The 18,513-nt window shown below is 74.0% G+C and carries 14 protein-coding genes; 13 read left to right on the forward strand and 1 reads right to left on the reverse strand.

Annotated features, from left to right (window positions below; translation table 11 throughout):
• Positions 1 to 25: 25 nt before the first annotated feature.
• Positions 26 to 589 (reverse strand): HNH endonuclease, encoded by a 564-nt coding sequence (locus tag CP977_RS11915; RefSeq protein WP_030210594.1) that lies wholly within the window; start codon positions 587 to 589, stop codon positions 26 to 28.
• Between the two features lie 243 nt (positions 590 to 832).
• Here CP977_RS11915 and CP977_RS11920 point away from each other — a divergent pair, with 243 nt between their 5' ends.
• The 13 genes from CP977_RS11920 to CP977_RS11980 all read left to right on the forward strand — a co-directional run bounded on the left by CP977_RS11920 (position 833) and on the right by CP977_RS11980 (position 18,483).
• A complete protein-coding gene (locus CP977_RS11920) occupies positions 833 to 1,909 on the forward strand; it encodes a mechanosensitive ion channel family protein (RefSeq protein WP_062755601.1) in 1,077 nt (358 codons plus the stop codon).
• A gap of 200 nt (positions 1,910 to 2,109) precedes the next feature.
• Positions 2,110 to 3,324: an ROK family transcriptional regulator gene (locus tag CP977_RS11925; RefSeq protein WP_062755599.1), complete on the forward strand. Its 1,215-nt coding sequence runs from the start codon at positions 2,110 to 2,112 to the stop codon at positions 3,322 to 3,324.
• A 61-nt stretch (positions 3,325 to 3,385) separates the two neighbouring features.
• Positions 3,386 to 4,732: an ABC transporter substrate-binding protein gene (locus CP977_RS11930; RefSeq protein ID WP_062755597.1), complete on the forward strand. Its 1,347-nt coding sequence runs from the start codon at positions 3,386 to 3,388 to the stop codon at positions 4,730 to 4,732.
• 16 nt (positions 4,733 to 4,748) lie between these two features.
• Entirely contained in the window at positions 4,749 to 5,747 is a 999-nt protein-coding gene (locus CP977_RS11935; RefSeq protein ID WP_062755595.1) for a carbohydrate ABC transporter permease, read from the forward strand.
• Positions 5,748 to 5,749: 2 nt separating this feature from the next.
• Positions 5,750 to 6,625, forward strand: coding sequence for a carbohydrate ABC transporter permease (locus CP977_RS11940; RefSeq protein ID WP_062755593.1), 876 nt, complete (start codon positions 5,750 to 5,752; stop codon positions 6,623 to 6,625).
• A 7-nt stretch (positions 6,626 to 6,632) separates the two neighbouring features.
• Positions 6,633 to 7,898 (forward strand): 6-phospho-beta-glucosidase, encoded by a 1,266-nt coding sequence (locus CP977_RS11945; protein ID WP_152370067.1) that lies wholly within the window; start codon positions 6,633 to 6,635, stop codon positions 7,896 to 7,898.
• Positions 7,889 to 8,887, forward strand: a complete 999-nt coding sequence (locus tag CP977_RS11950) for an N-acetylglucosamine kinase (RefSeq protein ID WP_229991635.1) — start codon at positions 7,889 to 7,891, stop codon at positions 8,885 to 8,887. Before CP977_RS11945 ends, CP977_RS11950 begins: the two co-directional genes overlap by 10 nt.
• A 331-nt stretch (positions 8,888 to 9,218) precedes the next feature.
• Positions 9,219 to 10,661 (forward strand): hypothetical protein, encoded by a 1,443-nt coding sequence (locus tag CP977_RS11955; protein ID WP_104860528.1) that lies wholly within the window; start codon positions 9,219 to 9,221, stop codon positions 10,659 to 10,661.
• 11 nt (positions 10,662 to 10,672) lie between these two features.
• Entirely contained in the window at positions 10,673 to 11,716 is a 1,044-nt protein-coding gene (locus CP977_RS11960) for a glutamate ABC transporter substrate-binding protein (RefSeq protein WP_109185967.1), read from the forward strand.
• 59 nt (positions 11,717 to 11,775) lie between these two features.
• Entirely contained in the window at positions 11,776 to 13,116 is a 1,341-nt protein-coding gene (locus CP977_RS11965) for a coiled-coil domain-containing protein (protein WP_229991634.1), read from the forward strand.
• A 59-nt stretch (positions 13,117 to 13,175) separates the two neighbouring features.
• Entirely contained in the window at positions 13,176 to 15,698 is a 2,523-nt protein-coding gene (locus CP977_RS11970; protein WP_208421171.1) for a tetratricopeptide repeat protein, read from the forward strand.
• Positions 15,699 to 15,700: 2 nt separating this feature from the next.
• Complete coding sequence (locus CP977_RS11975; protein WP_208420717.1) at positions 15,701 to 17,053, forward strand: PP2C family protein-serine/threonine phosphatase; 1,353 nt, start codon at positions 15,701 to 15,703, stop codon at positions 17,051 to 17,053.
• Between the two features lie 113 nt (positions 17,054 to 17,166).
• Positions 17,167 to 18,483, forward strand: a complete 1,317-nt coding sequence (locus CP977_RS11980) for a VWA domain-containing protein (RefSeq protein WP_109185969.1) — start codon at positions 17,167 to 17,169, stop codon at positions 18,481 to 18,483.
• The last annotated feature ends 30 nt before the right edge of the window (positions 18,484 to 18,513 follow it).

An 18,513-nucleotide genomic window follows, 5' to 3' on the forward strand; every position in this document is an offset into this window, starting at 1 on the left:
CTCCCGCGTACGCGAAAGGCCCGGCTCAACCCGTCGTGAGCGCCCCCACGGGGGTCTCCGCGACGGAGTCGATCCGGGCCATCACGTCCTCGGCGCCGTAGGGCCGCAAGTACGGCAGCCAGCGGGGGTCCCGGTGGCCGGTCCCGATGATCCGCCAGGCCAGGCCGGTCGGCGGGGCCGGTTGGTGGCGCAGCCGCCAGCCGAGTTCGCGCAGGTGCCGGTCGGCCTTGACGTGGTTGCAGCGGCGGCAGGCCGCCACCACGTTGTCCCAGGCGTGCGTGCCCCCGCGGCTGCGCGGGACGACGTGGTCGACGCTGGTCGCGACGCCCCCGCAGTACGCGCAGCGCCCGCCGTCGCGGGCGAAGAGGGCCCGGCGGGTCAAGGGAACGGGCCCCCGGTAGGGGACCCGCACGAAGCGCTTCAGCCGCACCACGCTGGGCGCGGGGACGACTTGGGTCTCGCTGTGCAGGAAGGCGCCGGACTCCTCGAGGCAGAGAGCCTTGTTCTCCAGGACGAGGACGAGTGCGCGGCGGAGCGGTACGACGCCGAGCGGCTCGTACGACGCGTTGAGGACCAGGACATGCGGCACGGATGCCTCCTATGGCGCCGGCGGCGCGTGGCTCGCGCCGGGACGAACTGCTCTCAGTCTCTCCTCATGCCTGGTCGGAGCGCCACCACGTATCGGGATCGGGGTGAGGGGCCCGGAGTGTTCTCGACCACACCGGCCGCACCGGCGCCCCTCCTTCCCCTCCTGGTGAGGTCCGTCTCTCCCCTCGTCGGGACCACGGGACCACGTCCGGCGCCCCGTTACTGTGGATGGCCTGCGTACGCGATGCCTGGAGGTTGTCCCGTGTCCTGGTCCGCCCTGGCGGCTGCCACCGAACCCGAACCCATGCCGGTGACCCTGGACGAGGCCGCGGAGCGGGCCACGAACGCCGCCACCTGGGTGGAGGAGAACTGGTCCACCTGGCTGAACACCGGCCTGCGCATCCTCCTGATCCTGGTCGTCGCGCTGCTCCTGCGGATGGCCGTCCGCCGGGCCCTGACGAAGCTGATCGAGCGGATGAACCGCTCGGCGCAGGCGGTGGAGGGGACGGCCCTGGGCGGTCTGCTCGTCAACACCGAGCGGCGGCGGCAGCGCTCGGAGGCGATCGGTTCCGTGCTGCGCTCGGTGGCGTCCTTCCTGATCCTGGGCACGGCGGGCCTGATGATCCTGGGCGCCTTCAAGATCGACCTGGCGCCGCTGCTCGCGTCGGCCGGTGTGGCCGGTGTGGCGATCGGTTTCGGCGCGCGGAACCTGGTGACCGACTTCCTCTCCGGCGTCTTCATGATCCTGGAGGACCAGTACGGCGTCGGTGACTCGGTCGACGCGGGCGTGGCCTCCGGCGAGGTCGTCGAGGTGGGCCTGCGGGTAACGAAGCTGCGTGGGGTGGACGGCGAGATCTGGTACGTGCGCAACGGCGAGATCAAGCGGATAGGCAACCTCAGCCAGGGCTGGGCGACGGCGGCCGTGGACGTGACGGTCCGGCCGACGGAGGACCTGGACCGGGTGCGGTCGGTGATCACCGAGGCGGCGGAGGCCATGGCCAAGGAGGAGCCGTGGAACGAGCGCCTGTGGGGTCCGGTGGAGGTGCTGGGCCTGAACGAGGTGCTGCTCGACTCGATGACGGTCCGGGTCGCGGCGAAGACGATGCCGGGCAAGGCGCTCGGCGTGGAGCGCGAGCTGCGCTGGCGGATCAAGCGGGGCCTGGACGAGGCCGGCATCCGGATCGTGGGCGGCCTCCCGGCCCCGGCCGAGGAGTCGGCGGCCGATCCGACGGCGGGCATGGCGGCCCCCTCGGTCTTCGGCAACGCGGCCTCGCCGCAGTCGGTGGCGACGACGCCGCTCCCGAAGGACCTCTCCAAGTAGATCGCGGCGCTGTCTGTTCGAAGCCCCCGCGGGTAACGCTTTCGTTGCCTTCGGGGGCTTCGCGCGTTCACGGGTCCGGGGCTTCGTCCGTTCACGGGTATTGACGGGCCGGTGGCGGGCGAATTATTTTCCTCCCACCCAATAGGAAACTTTCCTAACAGTGTAGGCAGTGCAGACAGGGCAAGGACAGGTGCGCACCCATGGCCGGTACGACCCCGGGAACCCCCGGTACGCCGCGCGTGCTGCGGGCCATGAACGACCGCGCCGCCCTGGACCTGCTCCTGGAGCACGGCCCGCTCTCGCGGACCCGGATCGGCAAGCTCACCGGCCTCTCCAAGCCGACCGCCTCCCAGCTCCTCGCCCGCCTCGAAGCGGCCGGGCTCGTCGTCGCCACCGGCACCACCGAGGGCCGCCCCGGGCCGAACGCCCAGCTCTACGCGGTGAACGCGCGCGCCGCGTACGCCGCCGGGCTCGACGTCACCGCCCACCGCATCCGCGCCGCCGTCGCCGACGTCGCCGGCGCGATCGTCGGCGAGTCCGAGCTGCCCACCCCCGGCCGCTCCGCCACCGGGGTCGTCGGCCAGGTCACCGAGGCCCTCGACGGGGCCGTGAAGGCGGCCGGGATCGCCCGCGAGGACGTGCGGCGCCTGGTCATCGGCACCCCCGGCGCCTTCGACCCGGCCACCGGGCGCCTGCGGTACGCCTCCCACCTGCCCGGCTGGCACTCCCCCACCCTCCTGGAGGAGCTGGCCGCCGCCCTGCCGATGCCGTTCGAGTACGAGAACGACGTCAACCTCGTCGCCCTGGCCGAGCAGCGCCTGGGCGCCGCCCGGGGCCACTCCGACTTCGCCCTGCTCTGGAACGAGGAGGGCATCGGCGCCGCCCTCGTCCTCGGCGGGCGGCTGCACCGGGGCTTCACCGGCGGCGCCGGCGAGGTCGGCTTCATGCCCGTGCCCGGCACCCCCCTCGTGCGCCGGGTCGCCCGGGCCAACTCGGGCGGCTACCAGGAGCTCGCCGGGGTCCAGTCCGTGCCCCGGATCGCCCGCGCCCTCGGCATCGACACCCCCGAGCAGCCGTACGTGCCGGTGGCGTCCGGGCTGCTCGCGCACGCCGCCGGGGAGGGGGCCGGGGACCCCCGGTACACGGCCCTCCTCGACCAGTACGCCGAGCGGGTCGCCATCGGCCTCTCCTCCGTCGTCGCCGTCCTCGACCCCGAGCTGATCGTGCTCTCCGGCGAGGTCCTCGTCGCCGGCGGCGAACCCCTGCGCGCCCGCGCGCAGTCCGCGCTCGCCGACCTCGCCGCCTCCCGGCCGCGCCTCGTCCTCGCCGCCGTGCCCCGGCGCCCCGTCCTGCGCGGGGCCCTCGAAAGCGCCCTCGCCGCCACCCGCGACGAGGTCTTCGACACGTCCCGCTGACCCCGCTTCCCCTCCGCCCGCGACCCCGTTTCCCCTCCGCCCGCCCCAGGGAGAACCCGTCATGCCCGTACGCCCGCGCAGAGCCGCCGCGGCGCTCGCCGCCACCGCCGCGCTCGCCCTCCTCTCCTCCGCCTGTACCGGCTCCGCGAACGACGCGGCCGCCGACGACCCGAAGGCGGAGACGACGATCACCTTCTGGCACGGCTGGTCGGACCCCGCCGAGGTCAAGGCGATCGAGGCCAACGTCGCCCGCTTCGAGAAGGCCCACCCGAACATCAAGGTGAAGCTCGTCGGCAACATCAACGACGACAAGCTCGGCCAGGCCCTGCGCGCGGGCGGCTCGAACGGGCCGGACGTCGTCTCCTCGTTCACCACGTCCAACGTCGGCAAGTTCTGCGCCTCGGGCGCCCTCGCGGACCTGAAGCCCTTCATAGAGAAGTCCAAGCTGGACCTGGACAAGACCTTCCCGAAGGTCCTCCAGGACTACACGCAGTTCGAGGGCCGGCGGTGCAGCCTGCCGCTGCTCTCCGACGCGTACGGGCTCTACTACAACAAGGACGCCTTCCGGGAGGCCGGGCTCGACCCCGAGGCCCCGCCGAAGACCTGGTCCGAGTTCACCGAGGTCGCCAGGAAGCTGACGAAGCCCAAGGGCGACTCGTACGAGCGGCTCGGCTTCATGCCGACCTACCTCGGCTACGAGACGGTCGTCTCGCACTACATGTCGCAGTGGAAGCACGGCGGGTACTTCGACGCGGACGGGAAGTCGGCCGTCGCGAAGGACCCGGCGTTCGCCGAGATGATGACGTACCAGAAGTCCCTGGTGGACGCCCTCGGCGGCTTCCGGAAGCTCGACAAGTACCGCACCACCTTCGGTGACGAGTGGGGGGCCGAGCACCCCTTCCACACCGGGCAGGTCGCCATGCAGCTCGACGGCGAGTGGCGGCTGAGGTTCGCCGAGAAGGCGAAGCCCGGCTTCGAGATCGGCGTCGCGCCGCTGCCGGTCGCGGACGACGAGGTGGCCGAGTACGGCAAGGGCTACCTCTCCGGCACGATCATGGGCATCGCGCCGCAGAGCCGGAAGCAGAACGCGGCCTGGGAGCTGGTCAAGTACATGACCACGGACACCGACGCCGTGGTCGCCTTCGCCCACGACATCGGCAACGTGCCCTCCACCCTGGAGGCGCTGAAGTCCCCGAAGCTGAACTTCGACCCGCGCTTCAAGACCTTCCTGGACATCGCCCGGCACCCCGCCTCCACCACCTCGGACGGCGCCGTCAACGGCTCCGCCTACCAGGACACCCTCCAGAAGTTCTCCCAGCAGTACGAGAAGGGCCAGGTCACCGACCTGAAGAAGGGGCTCGCCGACACCGCCGCCCAGATCGACCGCGACATCGCCGCGGCGAAGTGACGGCCGGACACCGCCCATGAGCACGGACACCCTGCCCGCGAAGGAGGCGGCCGCCCCGGCCGCCCCCTCCCCCGGGGGACGGAACACACTGCGGTCCAGGCGCCGCCGCGACGCGCTGCGCACCCTGGCGTTCCTGTCGCCCTGGCTGATCGGATTCGGCGTCTTCTTCGCCTATCCGCTGGTCTCCACCGTCTACTTCTCCTTCATGAAGTACGACGGCCTCAACCCGCCCGAGTGGCGGGGCCTCGCCAACTGGTCGTACGTCTTCGGCGACTTCCCGCAGTTCTGGCCGGCCCTGCGCAACACCCTCTGGCTCTGCGTCGTCATGGTCGCCTGCCGGGTTCTCCTCGGCCTCGGCGTCGGGCTGCTGATCACGAAGATCAAGACGGGCGCCGGGATCTTCCGTACCCTCTTCTACCTGCCGTACCTGGCCCCGCCGGTGGCCGCCACGCTCGCCTTCGTCTTCCTGCTCAACCCCGGCACCGGGCCGGTCAACTCGCTCCTGGAGGCGGCCGGCCTGCCCGCCCCCTCCTGGTTCAACGACGCGTCCTGGTCCAAGCCGGCCCTCACGGTCCTCGCCGTGTGGGGCGTCGGCGACCTCATGGTCATCTTCATGGCCGCGCTGCTCGACGTGCCGAAGGAGCAGTACGAGGCGGCCGAACTGGACGGCGCCTCGCCGTGGCAGCGGTTCCGCCACATCACGCTGCCCACCATCGCGCCGATCGTCCTCTTCGCGGTGGTCACCGGGATCATCGGCGCGATGCAGTACTACACGCAGCCGATCGTGGCCTCCAAGGTCGCCTCGGGCGTGATGGGCGGCTCCGGCGTCACCTTCGTCCCCGGCTATCCCGACGACTCCACGCTGACCCTGCCGCAGCTCGTCCACAGCCTCGGCTTCAGCCAGTTCAACTACGGCGCCTCCTGTGTGGTCGCGCTGGTGCTCTTCGCCTTCTCCATGGCCTTCACCGCGCTCCTGATGCGCCGGCGCGGCGGCCTGATCGGCTCGGGTGACTGACCATGACGACCCCCACCGCCACCGCCCCGACTCCCGCGGGAAGGCGGGCCCGGCGCAAGGCGCTGCTGCACTGGATCGCCGTGCACGCGCTCGGCGTCGCCGCCGCCCTGTTCTTCGTCCTGCCGTTCGTCTTCGTCCTCCTGACCTCCCTGATGAGCGACCAGCAGGCGCTCACCCGGGACCTGACCCCGGACTCCTGGCACTGGGAGAACTACGTCCGGGTCTTCGAGACCGAGGGCTTCCTCACCTGGTGGCGCAACTCCCTGCTGTACGCCGGGCTCGGCACCGTCCTCGTCGTGGTGTCCTCGGTCCCCGTCGCGTACGCCCTCGCCAAGTTCCGCTTCCGGGGCCGGCACCTGTCGATGCTGCTCGTCATCGCGATGATGATGCTGCCGCCGCAGGTCGTGATCATCCCCATGTACCTGTTCTGGGCCAAGCAGATGGACCTCTCCGGCACCCTGTGGCCGCTGATCGTCCCGATGGCGTTCGGGGACGCCTTCGCCGTCTTCCTGCTGCGCCAGTTCCTCCTCACGATCCCCGACGAGTACGTGGAGGCGGCGCGGATCGACGGGTGCGGCGAACTGCGCACCCTGCTCAAGGTCGTGGTCCCGATGGCCAGGCCCGGGATCGCGGCCGTGGCCCTGTTCCAGTTCTTCTACTGCTGGAACGACTACTTCGGGCCGCAGATCTACGCCTCCGAGAACCCCGGCGCCTGGACCCTGAGCTACGGCCTGGAGTCCTTCAAGGGCGCGCACCACACCGACTGGAATCTGACCATGGCCGCGACCGTCCTGGTCATGGCCCCCGTGATCCTCGTCTTCTTCTTCGCCCAGAAGGCGTTCGTCGAGGGAGTCACACTGACCGGAGTGAAGGGCTGAGCCACACATGAAGCTCACTGTCGTGGGGGGCGGTTCCACCTACACCCCCGAACTGATCGACGGATTCGCGCGGCTGCGCGACACCCTGCCGATCACCGAACTCGTCCTCGTCGACCCCGCGGCCGACCGGCTCGACCTGGTCGGCGGGCTCGCCCGCCGGATCTTCGCCCGGCAGGGGCACGACGGGAGGATCACCACCACCTCCAACCTGGACGCCGGGGTCGCGGGCGCCGACGCCGTCCTGCTCCAGCTGCGGGTCGGCGGACAGGCCGCCCGCGAGAAGGACGAGACCTGGCCGCTGGAGTGCGGCTGCGTCGGCCAGGAGACCACCGGCGCCGGCGGCCTCGCCAAGGCGCTGCGCACGGTCCCGGTGGTCCTGGACATCGCCGAGCGGGTCCGGCGCACCAACCCGGACGCCTGGATCATCGACTTCACCAACCCGGTCGGCATCGTGACGCGGGCGCTGCTCCAGGCCGGGCACAAGGCCGTCGGCCTGTGCAACGTGGCCATCGGCTTCCAGCGCAAGTTCGCCGCGCTCCTGGACGTGGCCCCCTCCGACGTGCACCTGGACCACGTCGGGCTCAACCACCTGACGTGGGAGCGGGCGGTACGGATCGGGGGCCCCGGCGGCGAGGACGTGCTGCCCCGGCTGCTCGCCGGGCACGGCGACGCGATCGCGGACGACCTGCGGCTGCCGCGCCCGGTCCTGGACCGGCTCGGCGTCGTCCCCTCGTACTACCTGCGCTACTTCTACGCGCACGACGAGGTCGTGCGCGAGCTGGGGACCAAGCCCTCGCGGGCCGCCGAGGTGGCCGCGATGGAGAAGGAGCTCCTGGAGATGTACGGGGACCCGGCGCTCGACGAGAAGCCGGCCCTGCTCGCCAAGCGCGGCGGCGCCTTCTACTCGGAGGCGGCCGTGGACCTGGCGGCGGCCCTCCTGGGCGGGGGCGGTTCGCCGTACCAGGTGGTGAACACGTACAACAACGGCACGCTGCCGTTCCTGCCGGACGACGCCGTCATCGAGACGCAGGCGGCGGTCGGCCCGGAGGGCGCGGTGCCGCTGCCGGTCGCGCCGGTGGACCCGCTGTACGCCGGGCTGGTCGCGAACGTGACCGCCTACGAGGACCTGGCCCTGGAGGCGGCGCTGCGCGGCGGCCGGGACCGGGTCTTCAAGGCGCTGCTCGCACACCCGCTGATCGGGCAGTACGCGTACGCCGACGGCCTCACGGACCGGCTGGTCGCGCACAACCGGGAGCACCTCGCGTGGGCGTGAACGGGACCTTCCCCGCGGCGGGCGCGGGGGTGCTCCTCGCGGTCGACGCGGGGAACAGCAAGACCGACGTCGCGGTCCTCTCCGGGGACGGCGCCGTCCTCGGGACGGCCCGCGGCGGCGGGTTCCAGCCCCCGCTGGTGGGGGTGGCGGCGGCGGTGGACGGGCTCGCGGAGATCGTGGCGCGGGCGTGCGCGGAGGCCGGGGTGCCGACGGAGTTCGCGCACGTCACGGCCTGTCTCGCCAACGCCGACCTGCCCGTGGAGGAGGCCGCGCTCCGGGACGGGGTGCTCTCCCGGGGCTGGAGCCGGTCGGTGCGGGTGCACAACGACACCTTCGCCATCCTGCGGGCCGGGATAGACGAGCCCCGGGGCGTGGCGGTGGTCTGCGGGGCCGGGATCAACTGCGTCGGGATGACCCCGGACGGGCGGACCGCCCGCTTCCCCGCCATCGGGAAGCTCTCCGGGGACTGGGGCGGCGGCGGCGGACTGGCCGAGGAGGCGCTGTGGTGCGCGGCGCGCGGCGAGGACGGGCGCGGCGAGCCGACCGGGCTGTCGCGGGCGCTGCCCGCGCACTTCGGCCTGGAGACGATGTACGCGCTGATCGAGGCCCTGCACCTGGGGCGGATCCCGATGGAGCGGCGGCACGAACTGGCGCCCGTGCTCTTCCGGGTGAGCGCGGCGGGCGACCCGGTCGCGCTGTCGCTGGTGCACCGGCTGGCCGAGGAGGTCGTGGCCATGTCGTCGGTGGCGCTCGGGCGGCTGGGGCTGCTCGACGAGCCGGCGCCGGTGCTGCTCGGCGGCAGCGTGCTGGCCGCCCGCCACCCGCAGCTGGAGGAACGCATCCGCGAACTCCTCGCGGCGCGGGCGCCGAAGGCGGTGATCGGCTTCGTGACGGCGCCGCCGGTCCTCGGGGCGGGGCTCCTCGCCCTGGACGAGACGGCGGCGGACCCGTCGGCGGCGGCCCGGCTGCGGGAGCACTACGGGGCATAGGGGCGCGGGCGCGGGGCGTCCTCGCGCGGCCCGGGGGCGGGGCGTCCTCGCCGGTTCGGCGGGGGCGCCCCGCACGCATGTTCACCTGTTCGAGCGACGTCCGGCCCGGAACCGATTCCGGAGCGGGGACGTATTCAAGGTGAGGGGGTTCTCCCGCGGTCGCGTGGGAGGCATGGGGCACGATAGGAGCCGTCAGGAACAAGATCCAGTCAATCCCGGTGTGCGGAAGGGCCCGTGCGGCCATACTGCTCGCCGGGGTGGTCCTCCACCGGAGCCGGTCCGCCGGCGCTCCGGGGCGGGCCGGACCGTCAGCGACCGAGGGGGAGGTCACGTGGCACACCCGCCGATCCCGCCCGCCGAACCGGCGGCGCGGAGCACGGCCCCGGCGCCCGCGCGCCCGGCCGGCGTGCCCGCGCAGACGCCGCCGGTGCAGCCGTCGCCCGTGCCGCCTACCGCGCCGCCCGCCGGGCGCGGGGCCTGGGCCGTGGGCCGGGAGCAGCTGCGGACGGTCACGACGACCGAGCCGGGCCGGCTCCGGATCCTCGGGGCCGTACTGGCGCTGCTCGTCGTCGCGTTCGGGGCCGTCACCGCCCTGGAGGTCACCGGCCGGGCCTCCGCCGCCGACGACGTCGTGGGCCGCAGCCAGCCGCTGAGCGCCGACGCCGCCGCGCTCTACCGCTCCCTGGCCGACGCCGACACCACCGCCGCCAGCGGCTTCCTCGCCGGCACCCTGGAGCCGGCCGGGTCGCGCGAGCGGTACGCGGAGGACGTCGCCACCGCCTCCCGGCTCCTCGTCAAGGCCGCGGCGCACACGGACGGTTCGCCGGAGTCGACCCGCGAGATCACCGTGCTCGGCGAGCAGCTCCCGCGCTACACGGGCCTCGTGGAGCGCGCCCGGGCGGCCAACCGGCAGGGCCTGCCGCTGGGCGGCGCCTATCTGCGGTACGCCAACCAGCAGATGACCACCGTCCTGCTGCCCGCCGCCGAGCGGCTGTACGCGGCGGAGACGGAGCGGCTCCACCGGGACGACGACGCGGCCCGCGCCTGGCCGTACGCGTCGCTCGCGCTCGGCCTGGTCGCCCTCGCCGCCCTCGGGTGGGCCCAGCGCCGCACCTACGTCCGCACCCACCGGGTCTTCAACCACGGGCTGCTCGCCGCCACCGCCGCCACGGGCGCCGTCCTGCTCTGGCTGCTGGCCGCGCACACCGTCGCCCGGGCCGAGCTGAACAACGCGCGGGCGCACGGGCAGGAGTCCCTCCAGGTCCTCAACACGGCCCGGATCAGCTCGCTCACCGCCCGCGCCAACGAGAACCTGACCCTGGTCGCCCGGGGCGCCGTCCTCACCGAGGACGGCAAGGGCGACAAGTACGAGGCCGACTACACGGCCGGCATGGGCGCCCTGAAGGCGGCGCTCGCCTCGGCGCGGGAGCTGGCCGACGACGACGCCGGCCGGGGCCCGGTCGGCGAGGCCGCCGCCCGCGCGGGCGAGTGGTCGCAGCGCCACAAGGACGCACGGGCGAAGGACGACGACGGCGACTACGAGGGCGCCCTGGACCGGATCGTCGGCCCGAAGGGGTCCACCGGGGAGTCCTTCGACCAGGTCGACGCGGCCCTGGAGCGGGCCCTCGCGCACGAGCAGGCCGAGTTCACCCGCTCCGCCGGGGACGCCCGGGACGCGCTGTCGGCGCTGCCCCTGGGCGCGGCGGCCCTCGGGATCCTGGGGGCGGCGGGCGCCGTGCTCGGCGTCAACCGCAGACTGTCGGAGTACCGGTGAGAGGGGGAGGGATGTCCGAGGACACGGAGCCGCTGGTGCGGCGGGCGGCGAAGCGGCTGCGCGGCTGGGGCGGAGTGGCGGCCATGGCCGTGGCCTGCGGGCTCACCGCCTCGCTCACCCTGCTCCCGCTGGCCCGGGAGGGGAGCGACGCGGCGGCGGCACCCGGGCCGGGGACGGGCGCCGGTGCGGGCAGCGGTGTGGGGGTCGGCGCCCAGGTCAAGGCCGACACCTGCCGGAACCCGGAGGCGTCCCTCACGCCCTCCACGGAGGACGGGCCGTCGGTCCGGGCGATCAAGGAGCGCGGGAAGCTGATCGTCGGCGTCGACCAGTCCAGCTACCGCTGGGGCTACCGGAATCCGGAGAAGGGCGTCCTGGAGGGGTTCGACATCGCCCTCGCCCGGGCCGTCGCCAAGGGCGTCCTCGGCGACGAGAACGCCGTCGTCTTCCGCGCGATCCCCACCAACCAGCGGATCGCCGCCCTGGACAGCGGCAAGGTGGACCTCGTCGTGCGCACCATGACGATCAACTGCAAGCGGATCGAGCAGGTCGCCTTCTCCACCGCCTACTTCCAGGCCGGGCAGCAGGTCCTGGCGCCCAAGCGCTCCGACATCACCGGGTACGACTCCTCGCTGCGCGGCAAGCGGGTCTGCACCGCCGAGGGCTCCACCGCCCACGAGGCCCTGGAGGAGAACTCCTTCGGCGCGGTCTTCAAGGACGAGGGCGACGGCACCAAGGACGACAGGGACCTGCTGACCGTCCCCAACCAGCTGGACTGCCTGGCCCGGCTCCAGCTGGGCGAGGTCGACGCCGTCGTCACCGACAACGCCCTCGCGGCCGGCCAGGCCGCGCAGGACCCGGCGGTCGAGCTGAAGGGGGAGCCGTTCACGAAGGAGTACTACGGGGTGGCGGCCAAGCTGGGCAACGACGACCTGGTCCGCCGGGTCAACCACGTCCTGGTGGGGTACCGGCAGGGGCCCTGGCAGGCGGCGTACAGACAGTGGCTGGAGAAGGACCTGCCCGGGATATCCGGGCCGCCCGCTCCCCTGTACAAGTAGCCGCCGAGAGCAGTTCCCGCACACAAGACTCCTTGCACACATGGCGGAAGAGGTGACCGATGGGCGTCACGGGACCCCCTGGGCCGGTGATGGACCGGGACGAGGTGGACCGTGCGCTGGCGCGGCTCGGCGCCGAGCACAAGGCGGTCGAGGACTCGCTCCTCGCACTCCAGGACCACGCGGGCCGCAGGCTCCTCGAAGGGGCCGAGCTGACCGGTACGACCCGGGAGCGCTGGGCGGCGGCCGAGCGGACCATCACCCTGCTCTGGACCTGCTTCGACGTGTACACCGACGCCCTGCGGGAGGCCCGTGAGGTACGGGCGCGGCGCCGCTGGCCCGGGCGGGAGGAACTGGTGGAGCTGACCGACCGGCTGCGCGGCGAGAGCGTCCTCGTGCCGGGCGGGGCGGGCGAGGGGGCGCTGCTGTCCGAGCGCTTCACCCTGGAGGGCCTGGTGCGGCGGATGAACGAGCTGTACGCCTCCTCGCTCGACCTGGTCGTCACCGCCGACGCCGTCTGGTCGGCGCTGCCCGCCCGGATAGACCTGCTCGCCGCCGAGCTGGGCCGGACGCGGTCCCTCGCGCACTCGGTGGGCGTGCGGCCGGGCGAGCACCCGGCCGGGGACGAGCTGGAGGAGATCACGGCCGAACTGGGCCTGCTGCGCTCCCAGGTGATCACGGACCCGCTGGCCTTCTGGCGTCCGGCGGCGGGCAGTTCGGCGCCCGGCGGGGGCCGCCCCGACACCGGTCGGTACGACCGGGCCGCCCTGGCCCTGGAGGACGTGCGGCGCGAGATCGAGGCCGTCCTCGCGGTCCGGCAGGACTCCGAGGAGCGGCTGCTCCGGCTGCGGGACGTGCTGTCGCGGGCGGACCGGACGCTCGCCGAGGCACGGGCCGCGCGCGGCGAGGTCCTGGCGAAGATCGCCGCCTCCGAGGTGCCGGCCGTCAGCGGGCCGCCGACGGCGCTCCAGGAGCGGCTGGTGGCCGCCGCCGAGTACCGCAGGCACGCCCAGTGGCACCGGCTCTCCCCGCTCCTGGACTCCCTGGAACGGGAGGCGGAGGACGAACTGCTGCGGGCCCGCGAGTCGTTGACGGCGGTGACCGCGCCGCTCGCGGTCCGGGCGGAGCTGCGCGGCCGGCTCGACGCGTACCGGGCGAAGGTGGCACGGCTCGGCGCGGCGGAGGACCCGCTCCTGATCGAGCGGTACGACGCGGCCCGGCGGATGCTGTGGAGCGCGCCCTGCGACCTGCGGGTCGCGGAGCAGGCGGTGCTGCGCTACCAGCGGGCGGCGGCGGAGGTGCTGTCCGGGCCGGGAGACGCGGAGGGCGCGCGGACGACGGGGGACGCGGGGAAGACGGAAGGCGCGGGGAACGCGGAAGGCGCGGGAGGGCGGCAGTGGTGAGCGGGGAGACGGGTGCGGGGAGCTGCCAGCGTCCCTCGTGCGAGGGCTCGTACGAGGACATGGGGAGCGGCGAACTCTACTGCGACACCTGCGGGCTCGCGCCGGTCGTCGCGCCCGGCGGGATGATCGGCTCGATGCCGACCGGGGTGGCCGTGCCCGGCCGGTCCACCCGTACGGGAACGGGCACGGGGACGGGCGCGGAGGTCGGCGGGCCGGACTCCCGCTCCGCGCGGAGCGGTTCGCGGGCCTCCTCGCGGGCCTCGTCCCGCTCCTCGACCTCGCGCCGGTCGGTCTCGGGGCGTCTGTCGCGCTCGCTGTCCGGGCGGTCCACGGGCCGTTCGGTGTCGGTGCGCAGCTCGGGCCCGTCGACCGGGCAGTCCGCCCGGAACCGGCTCGGCGCGGGCCTGGTCACGGTCCCGGAGGTGCCACGCCCCGACCCGCGGGCCGCGGTGATGGAGAATCCCGAGGTCCCCGAGCGGAAGCGGTTCTGCTCCCGTTCCGACTGCGGGGCCCCGGTGGGCCGGGCGCGGGGCGACCGGCCGGGCCGCACGGAGGGCTTCTGCACCAGCTGCGGGCACCCGTACTCCTTCGTGCCGAAGCTGCGGGCCGGGGACATCGTCCACGGGCAGTACGAGGTGGCGGGCTGCCTCGCGCACGGCGGTCTGGGCTGGGTGTACCTGGCCGTCGACCGGGCCGTCTCGGACCGCTGGGTCGTCCTCAAGGGCCTGCTGGACACCGGCGACCAGGACGCCATGGCGGCGGCGATCTCGGAGCGCCGCTTCCTCGCCGAGATCGAGCACTCCAACATCGTCCGGATCTACAACTTCGTCGAGCACCTCGACCAGCGGACCGGCTCCCTGGACGGCTACATCGTCATGGAGTACGTCGGCGGCAAGTCGCTCAAGGAGATCGCCAACGGGCGCCGGACGCCCGACGGGCGGCGCGACCCGCTGCCGGTGGAGCAGGCCTGCGCGTACGGCATCGAGGCCCTGGAGGCGCTCGGGCACCTGCACAGCAGGAACCTGCTGTACTGCGACTTCAAGGTCGACAACGCCATACAGACCGAGGACCAGTTGAAGCTCATCGACATGGGCGCGGTCCGGCGGATGGACGACGACGAGTCGGCGATCTACGGCACGGTCGGCTACCAGGCGCCGGAGGTGGCCGAGGTCGGCCCCTCGGTGGCGAGCGACCTGTACACGGTGGCGCGCACGCTCGCCGTGCTGACCTTCGACTTCCAGGGCTACACGAACGTCTTCGTGGACTCGCTGCCCGACCCGGAGAACATCGCGGTCTTCCGGACGTACGAGTCGTTCTACCGCTTCCTGGTGCGGGCCACCGACCCGGACCCGGCGCGCCGGTTCGCCTCCGCGCAGGAGATGGCCGAGCAGTTGACGGGCGTGCTGCGGGAGGTGGTGGCGCTCCAGTCGGGGCGGCCCCGGCCGGCGCTCTCGACGCTGTTCGGCACGGAGGTGCGGGTCACGGACACGGAGCTGTTCGCGGAACTGACGGAGGACGTGTCCTCGTTGGGGGCGCGGCGGGCCCGCGGGGGGCGGAAGGCGCGGTCGGGGGCGGGAGCCGGTGCCGGCTCGGCGGTTCCGCCCGGGGCCGCTGCCGGTGCCGTGGTTCCGCCCGGGGCCGGGCTCGGGGGGCTGCTCGCGCCGCTCGACACGCCCGCCACCGCGCTCGCGCTGCCCGTGCCGCACGTCTCCCCGGCCGACCCCAACGCCGGTTTCCTCGCCGGTCTGGCGGCCGCCGCGCCGAACGAGCTGCTCGGGGCGCTCCAGGCCGCGCCCGCGCCCTCCGTCGAGCTGCGGCTGCGCACCCTGCGGGCCCAGCTGGAGCTGCGCGACCTGCCGGCCGCCGCCCGGACCCTCGCCGGTCTGGAGGAGCGGGACCCGGACGACTGGCGGGTCGTCTGGTACCGGGGCGTCGCCTCCCTGGTGACTGGGGACCACGCGCACGCGGCCCTCGCCTTCGACGCGGTGTACGACGCCTTCCCCGGCGAGCCGGCGCCGAAGCTGGCCCTGGGGATCTGCGCCGAGGTCCTCGGCCAGCTGGACAACGCCGCCGAGTACTACCGCCTGGTGTGGACGACCGACCCCGGTTTCGTCAGCGCGGCCTTCGGGCTCGCCCGGGTGCGGCTCGCGGCGGGCGACCGCGCCGGGGCCGTACGGACCCTGGAGTCGGTGCCGGAGGCGTCGATCCACTACACGGCGGCCCGGGTCGCGGCCGTGCGGGCGCGGCTGCGGCGGCGCCCGCCGTCCGACCCGCTCGGCGCCGACCTGACGGCCGCCGCGGCGCAGGTCTCGGCGCTCCAGGGCTTCGGTCTGGACGCGGTGCGCCGGGAGCGGTTGTCGACGGAGGTCCTCGGAACGGCCCTCGACTGGGTACTCTCCGGGAGTCCCGGTGCGGCACCGGGCGGCGGCGCGCTGCTGCTCGGGAGCGAACTGGACGAGCGCGGACTGCGCTTCGGCCTCGAACGCGCGTACCGGGTGCTGGCCCGGCTCGCCCAGCAGGGCGGGGAAAGGATCGAACTGGTGGAGCGGGCCAACCGCTTCCGCCCCCGGACGTGGGTGTGAGGATGTCCCAGAAGCCGAAGCCGTCGCACGGACTCGCCGCCTGCCCGGGCTGCGCGGAGCCGCTGGATTCGGGTGACCGGTTCTGCGGGGCGTGCGGTTACGACCTGTCGGCCGTCCCGGCCGCCGGGATCGGTCCCGACCGCCCGACCGTGGCGATCGGCACGCCCGTGAACTGGCCGGACGCCCCGCCCCGCGAGCCCGGTTCGCTCTCGACCGTGACCCAGCACCCCGGCGACCTTCCGGGCACCGACTCGGGCGGCCACGACCTGCCCGCCGCCCCTGCCCCCACCGGGGACTTCGAGCTGGCGGCGCCCGACCCCCGGGCGGCCGTACGGGTCGACGACCCGGTGCCGGTCCCGGGCGTGGCTCCGGGCGCGGCTCCGGCTTCCGTATCGGCGCAGGCGCAGGCGCAGGCACAGCAGGCACCGGCCCCCGGGGCGGCGCACGGCGACGGGCTCTGCGTGGCCTGCCGGGCCGGGCGGGTGGACACCGACGGGTACTGCGAGAACTGCGGGCACGCGCAGCCCCGCGAGCGCGACCACATGGAGCGGGAGCTCGGCGGCGTGGCCGCCGTCAGCGACCGGGGGCTGCGCCACCACCGCAACGAGGACGCGTTCGCGGTCTCCGCGACCACCCTGGCCGACGGCTCCCCCGCCACCCTGGCCGTCGTCTGCGACGGCGTCTCCTCGGCGACCCGTCCCGACGAGGCCTCCGCCGCCGCCGCGGAGGCGGCCGGCGCCGCGCTGTGCGCCGCGCTGCCCCGGGGCACGCACCCGCAGCAGGCCATGCACGAGGCGATCGTCGCCGCCTCCGAGGCCGTCAACTCCCTCGCGGAGAAGGCTGCCGACGGCGAGCCCCACCGGAACGCGCCCGCGTGCACCATCGTCGGCTCCGTCGTCGCGGACGGCCTGCTCGTCGTCGGCTGGGTCGGCGACAGCCGCGCCTACTGGGTGCCCGACGACCGGACCGCCCCGGCCGCCCGGCTCACCGAGGACGACTCGTGGGCCGCGCAGATGGTCACGGCGGGCCTGATGAACGAGGCCGAGGCGTACGCGGACGAGCGCGCCCACGCGATCACCGGCTGGCTCGGCGCCGACGCGTACGAACTGGACCCGCACACGGCCGCGTTCAAGCCGGACCGCTCCGGCGTGGTGGTGGTCTGCACGGACGGCCTGTGGAACTACGCGGAGGGCCCCGAGGACATGGCGCGGGTCGTCCCGGCCGACGCGGCGGACCGCCCGCTGCACGGCGCCCGGGTCCTGGTCGGGCACGCCCTGGACGGCGGGGGGCACGACAACATCACGGTCGCGCTCGTCCCGTTCGCCGTCCCGCCGCAAGGGGCAGGATCGGCCTGAGCACCGGCCGGTCCCCCGTCCCTCCGCCCCGCATCTCCGTCCCACAGCCACTGCCCCGTCCGTCGCTGCCCCATGACCGCCGTCCCGTCGCCGTTGCCCGAGGAGCCGAACTGATGGCGAACTTCTCCAAGCCGACCGTGCCCCGGTTCTCGGTGGACGTGTACCAGAACGAGTTCCTGCCGGAGGGCGGCCGGGACGTCAACGCGATCGTCACGGTGACCTCGACCGGCGGCGGCACCGTCGGCGCGGGCGGCCACGGCTCCGCCGGTGTCGTGATCATGGTCGACTGCTCCGGCTCGATGGACTACCCGGCCACCAAGATGCGCGGGGCGCGGGAGGCGACCGCCGCCGCCGTCGACACCCTGCGCGACGGCACCTCCTTCGCCGTGGTCGCCGGCACGCACGTGGCGAAGGAGGTCTACCCCGGGAACGGGCGGCTCGCCGTCGCCGACGCCCGCACCCGGGCCGAGGCCAAGGAGGCGCTGCGCCGGCTCACCGCGAGCGGCGGCACGGCGATCGGCACCTGGCTGCGGCTCGCGGACCGGCTGCTCTCCTCCGCCGACCTCACCATCCGGCACGGCATCCTGCTCACCGACGGGCGCAACGAGCACGAGTCCCCGGAGGCGCTGCGGGCCGCGCTCGACGCCTGCGCGGGCCGGTTCACCTGCGACGCGCGCGGGGTCGGCACCGACTGGGAGGTCAAGGAGGTCACCGGGATCGCCTCGGCGCTCCTGGGCACCGCCGACATCGTCGCCGACCCGGCCGGCCTCGCGGCCGACTTCACGGCGATGATGGGGCAGGCGATGGGCAAGGGCGTGGCGGACGTCGCGCTGCGCCTGTGGACCCCGGTCGGGGTGGAGATCGCCTTCGTGAAGCAGGTGGCGCCGACGGTCGAGGACCTCACCGGGCGGCGTACGGAGGCGGGGCCGCGTGCCGGGGACTACCCGACGGGCTCGTGGGGCGACGAGTCCCGCGACTACCACGTGAGCGTGCGGGTCCCGCGGGCCGCGGTCGGCCAGGAGATGCTCGCCGCCCGGGTCTCCCTGATCGCCCCGGACCCGGCGGGCGGCGACCCGCGCCCGCTGTCTCAAGGGCTGGTACGGGCGGTGTGGACGGACGACCTGGCGATGTCGACGTCGATCAATCCGCAGGTGGCGCACTACACGGGCCAGGCCGAGCTGGCGGACGCCATCCAGGCCGGACTGGATGCCCGCAAATCGGGCGATCACGACGGCGCGACGGCCAAACTGGGCCGTGCCGTGCAGCTCGCGGCGGCCTCCGGCAACGCGGATACGGCGAAACTCCTTTCGAAGGTGGTCGACGTGGTCGACGCGGTGGCGGGTACTGTGCGTTTGAAGGCGAAGGTCGCCGAAGCGGACGAGATGACACTCGAAACCCGCTCCACGAAGACCGTTCGCGTCAAGAGGTAGCCCGGTCACCGGGCCGGACGACGAGAGGGG

Origin of the sequence: Streptomyces cinereoruber, assembly GCF_009299385.1 — a bacterium.
Taxonomy (GTDB): domain Bacteria; phylum Actinomycetota; class Actinomycetes; order Streptomycetales; family Streptomycetaceae; genus Streptomyces; species Streptomyces bikiniensis.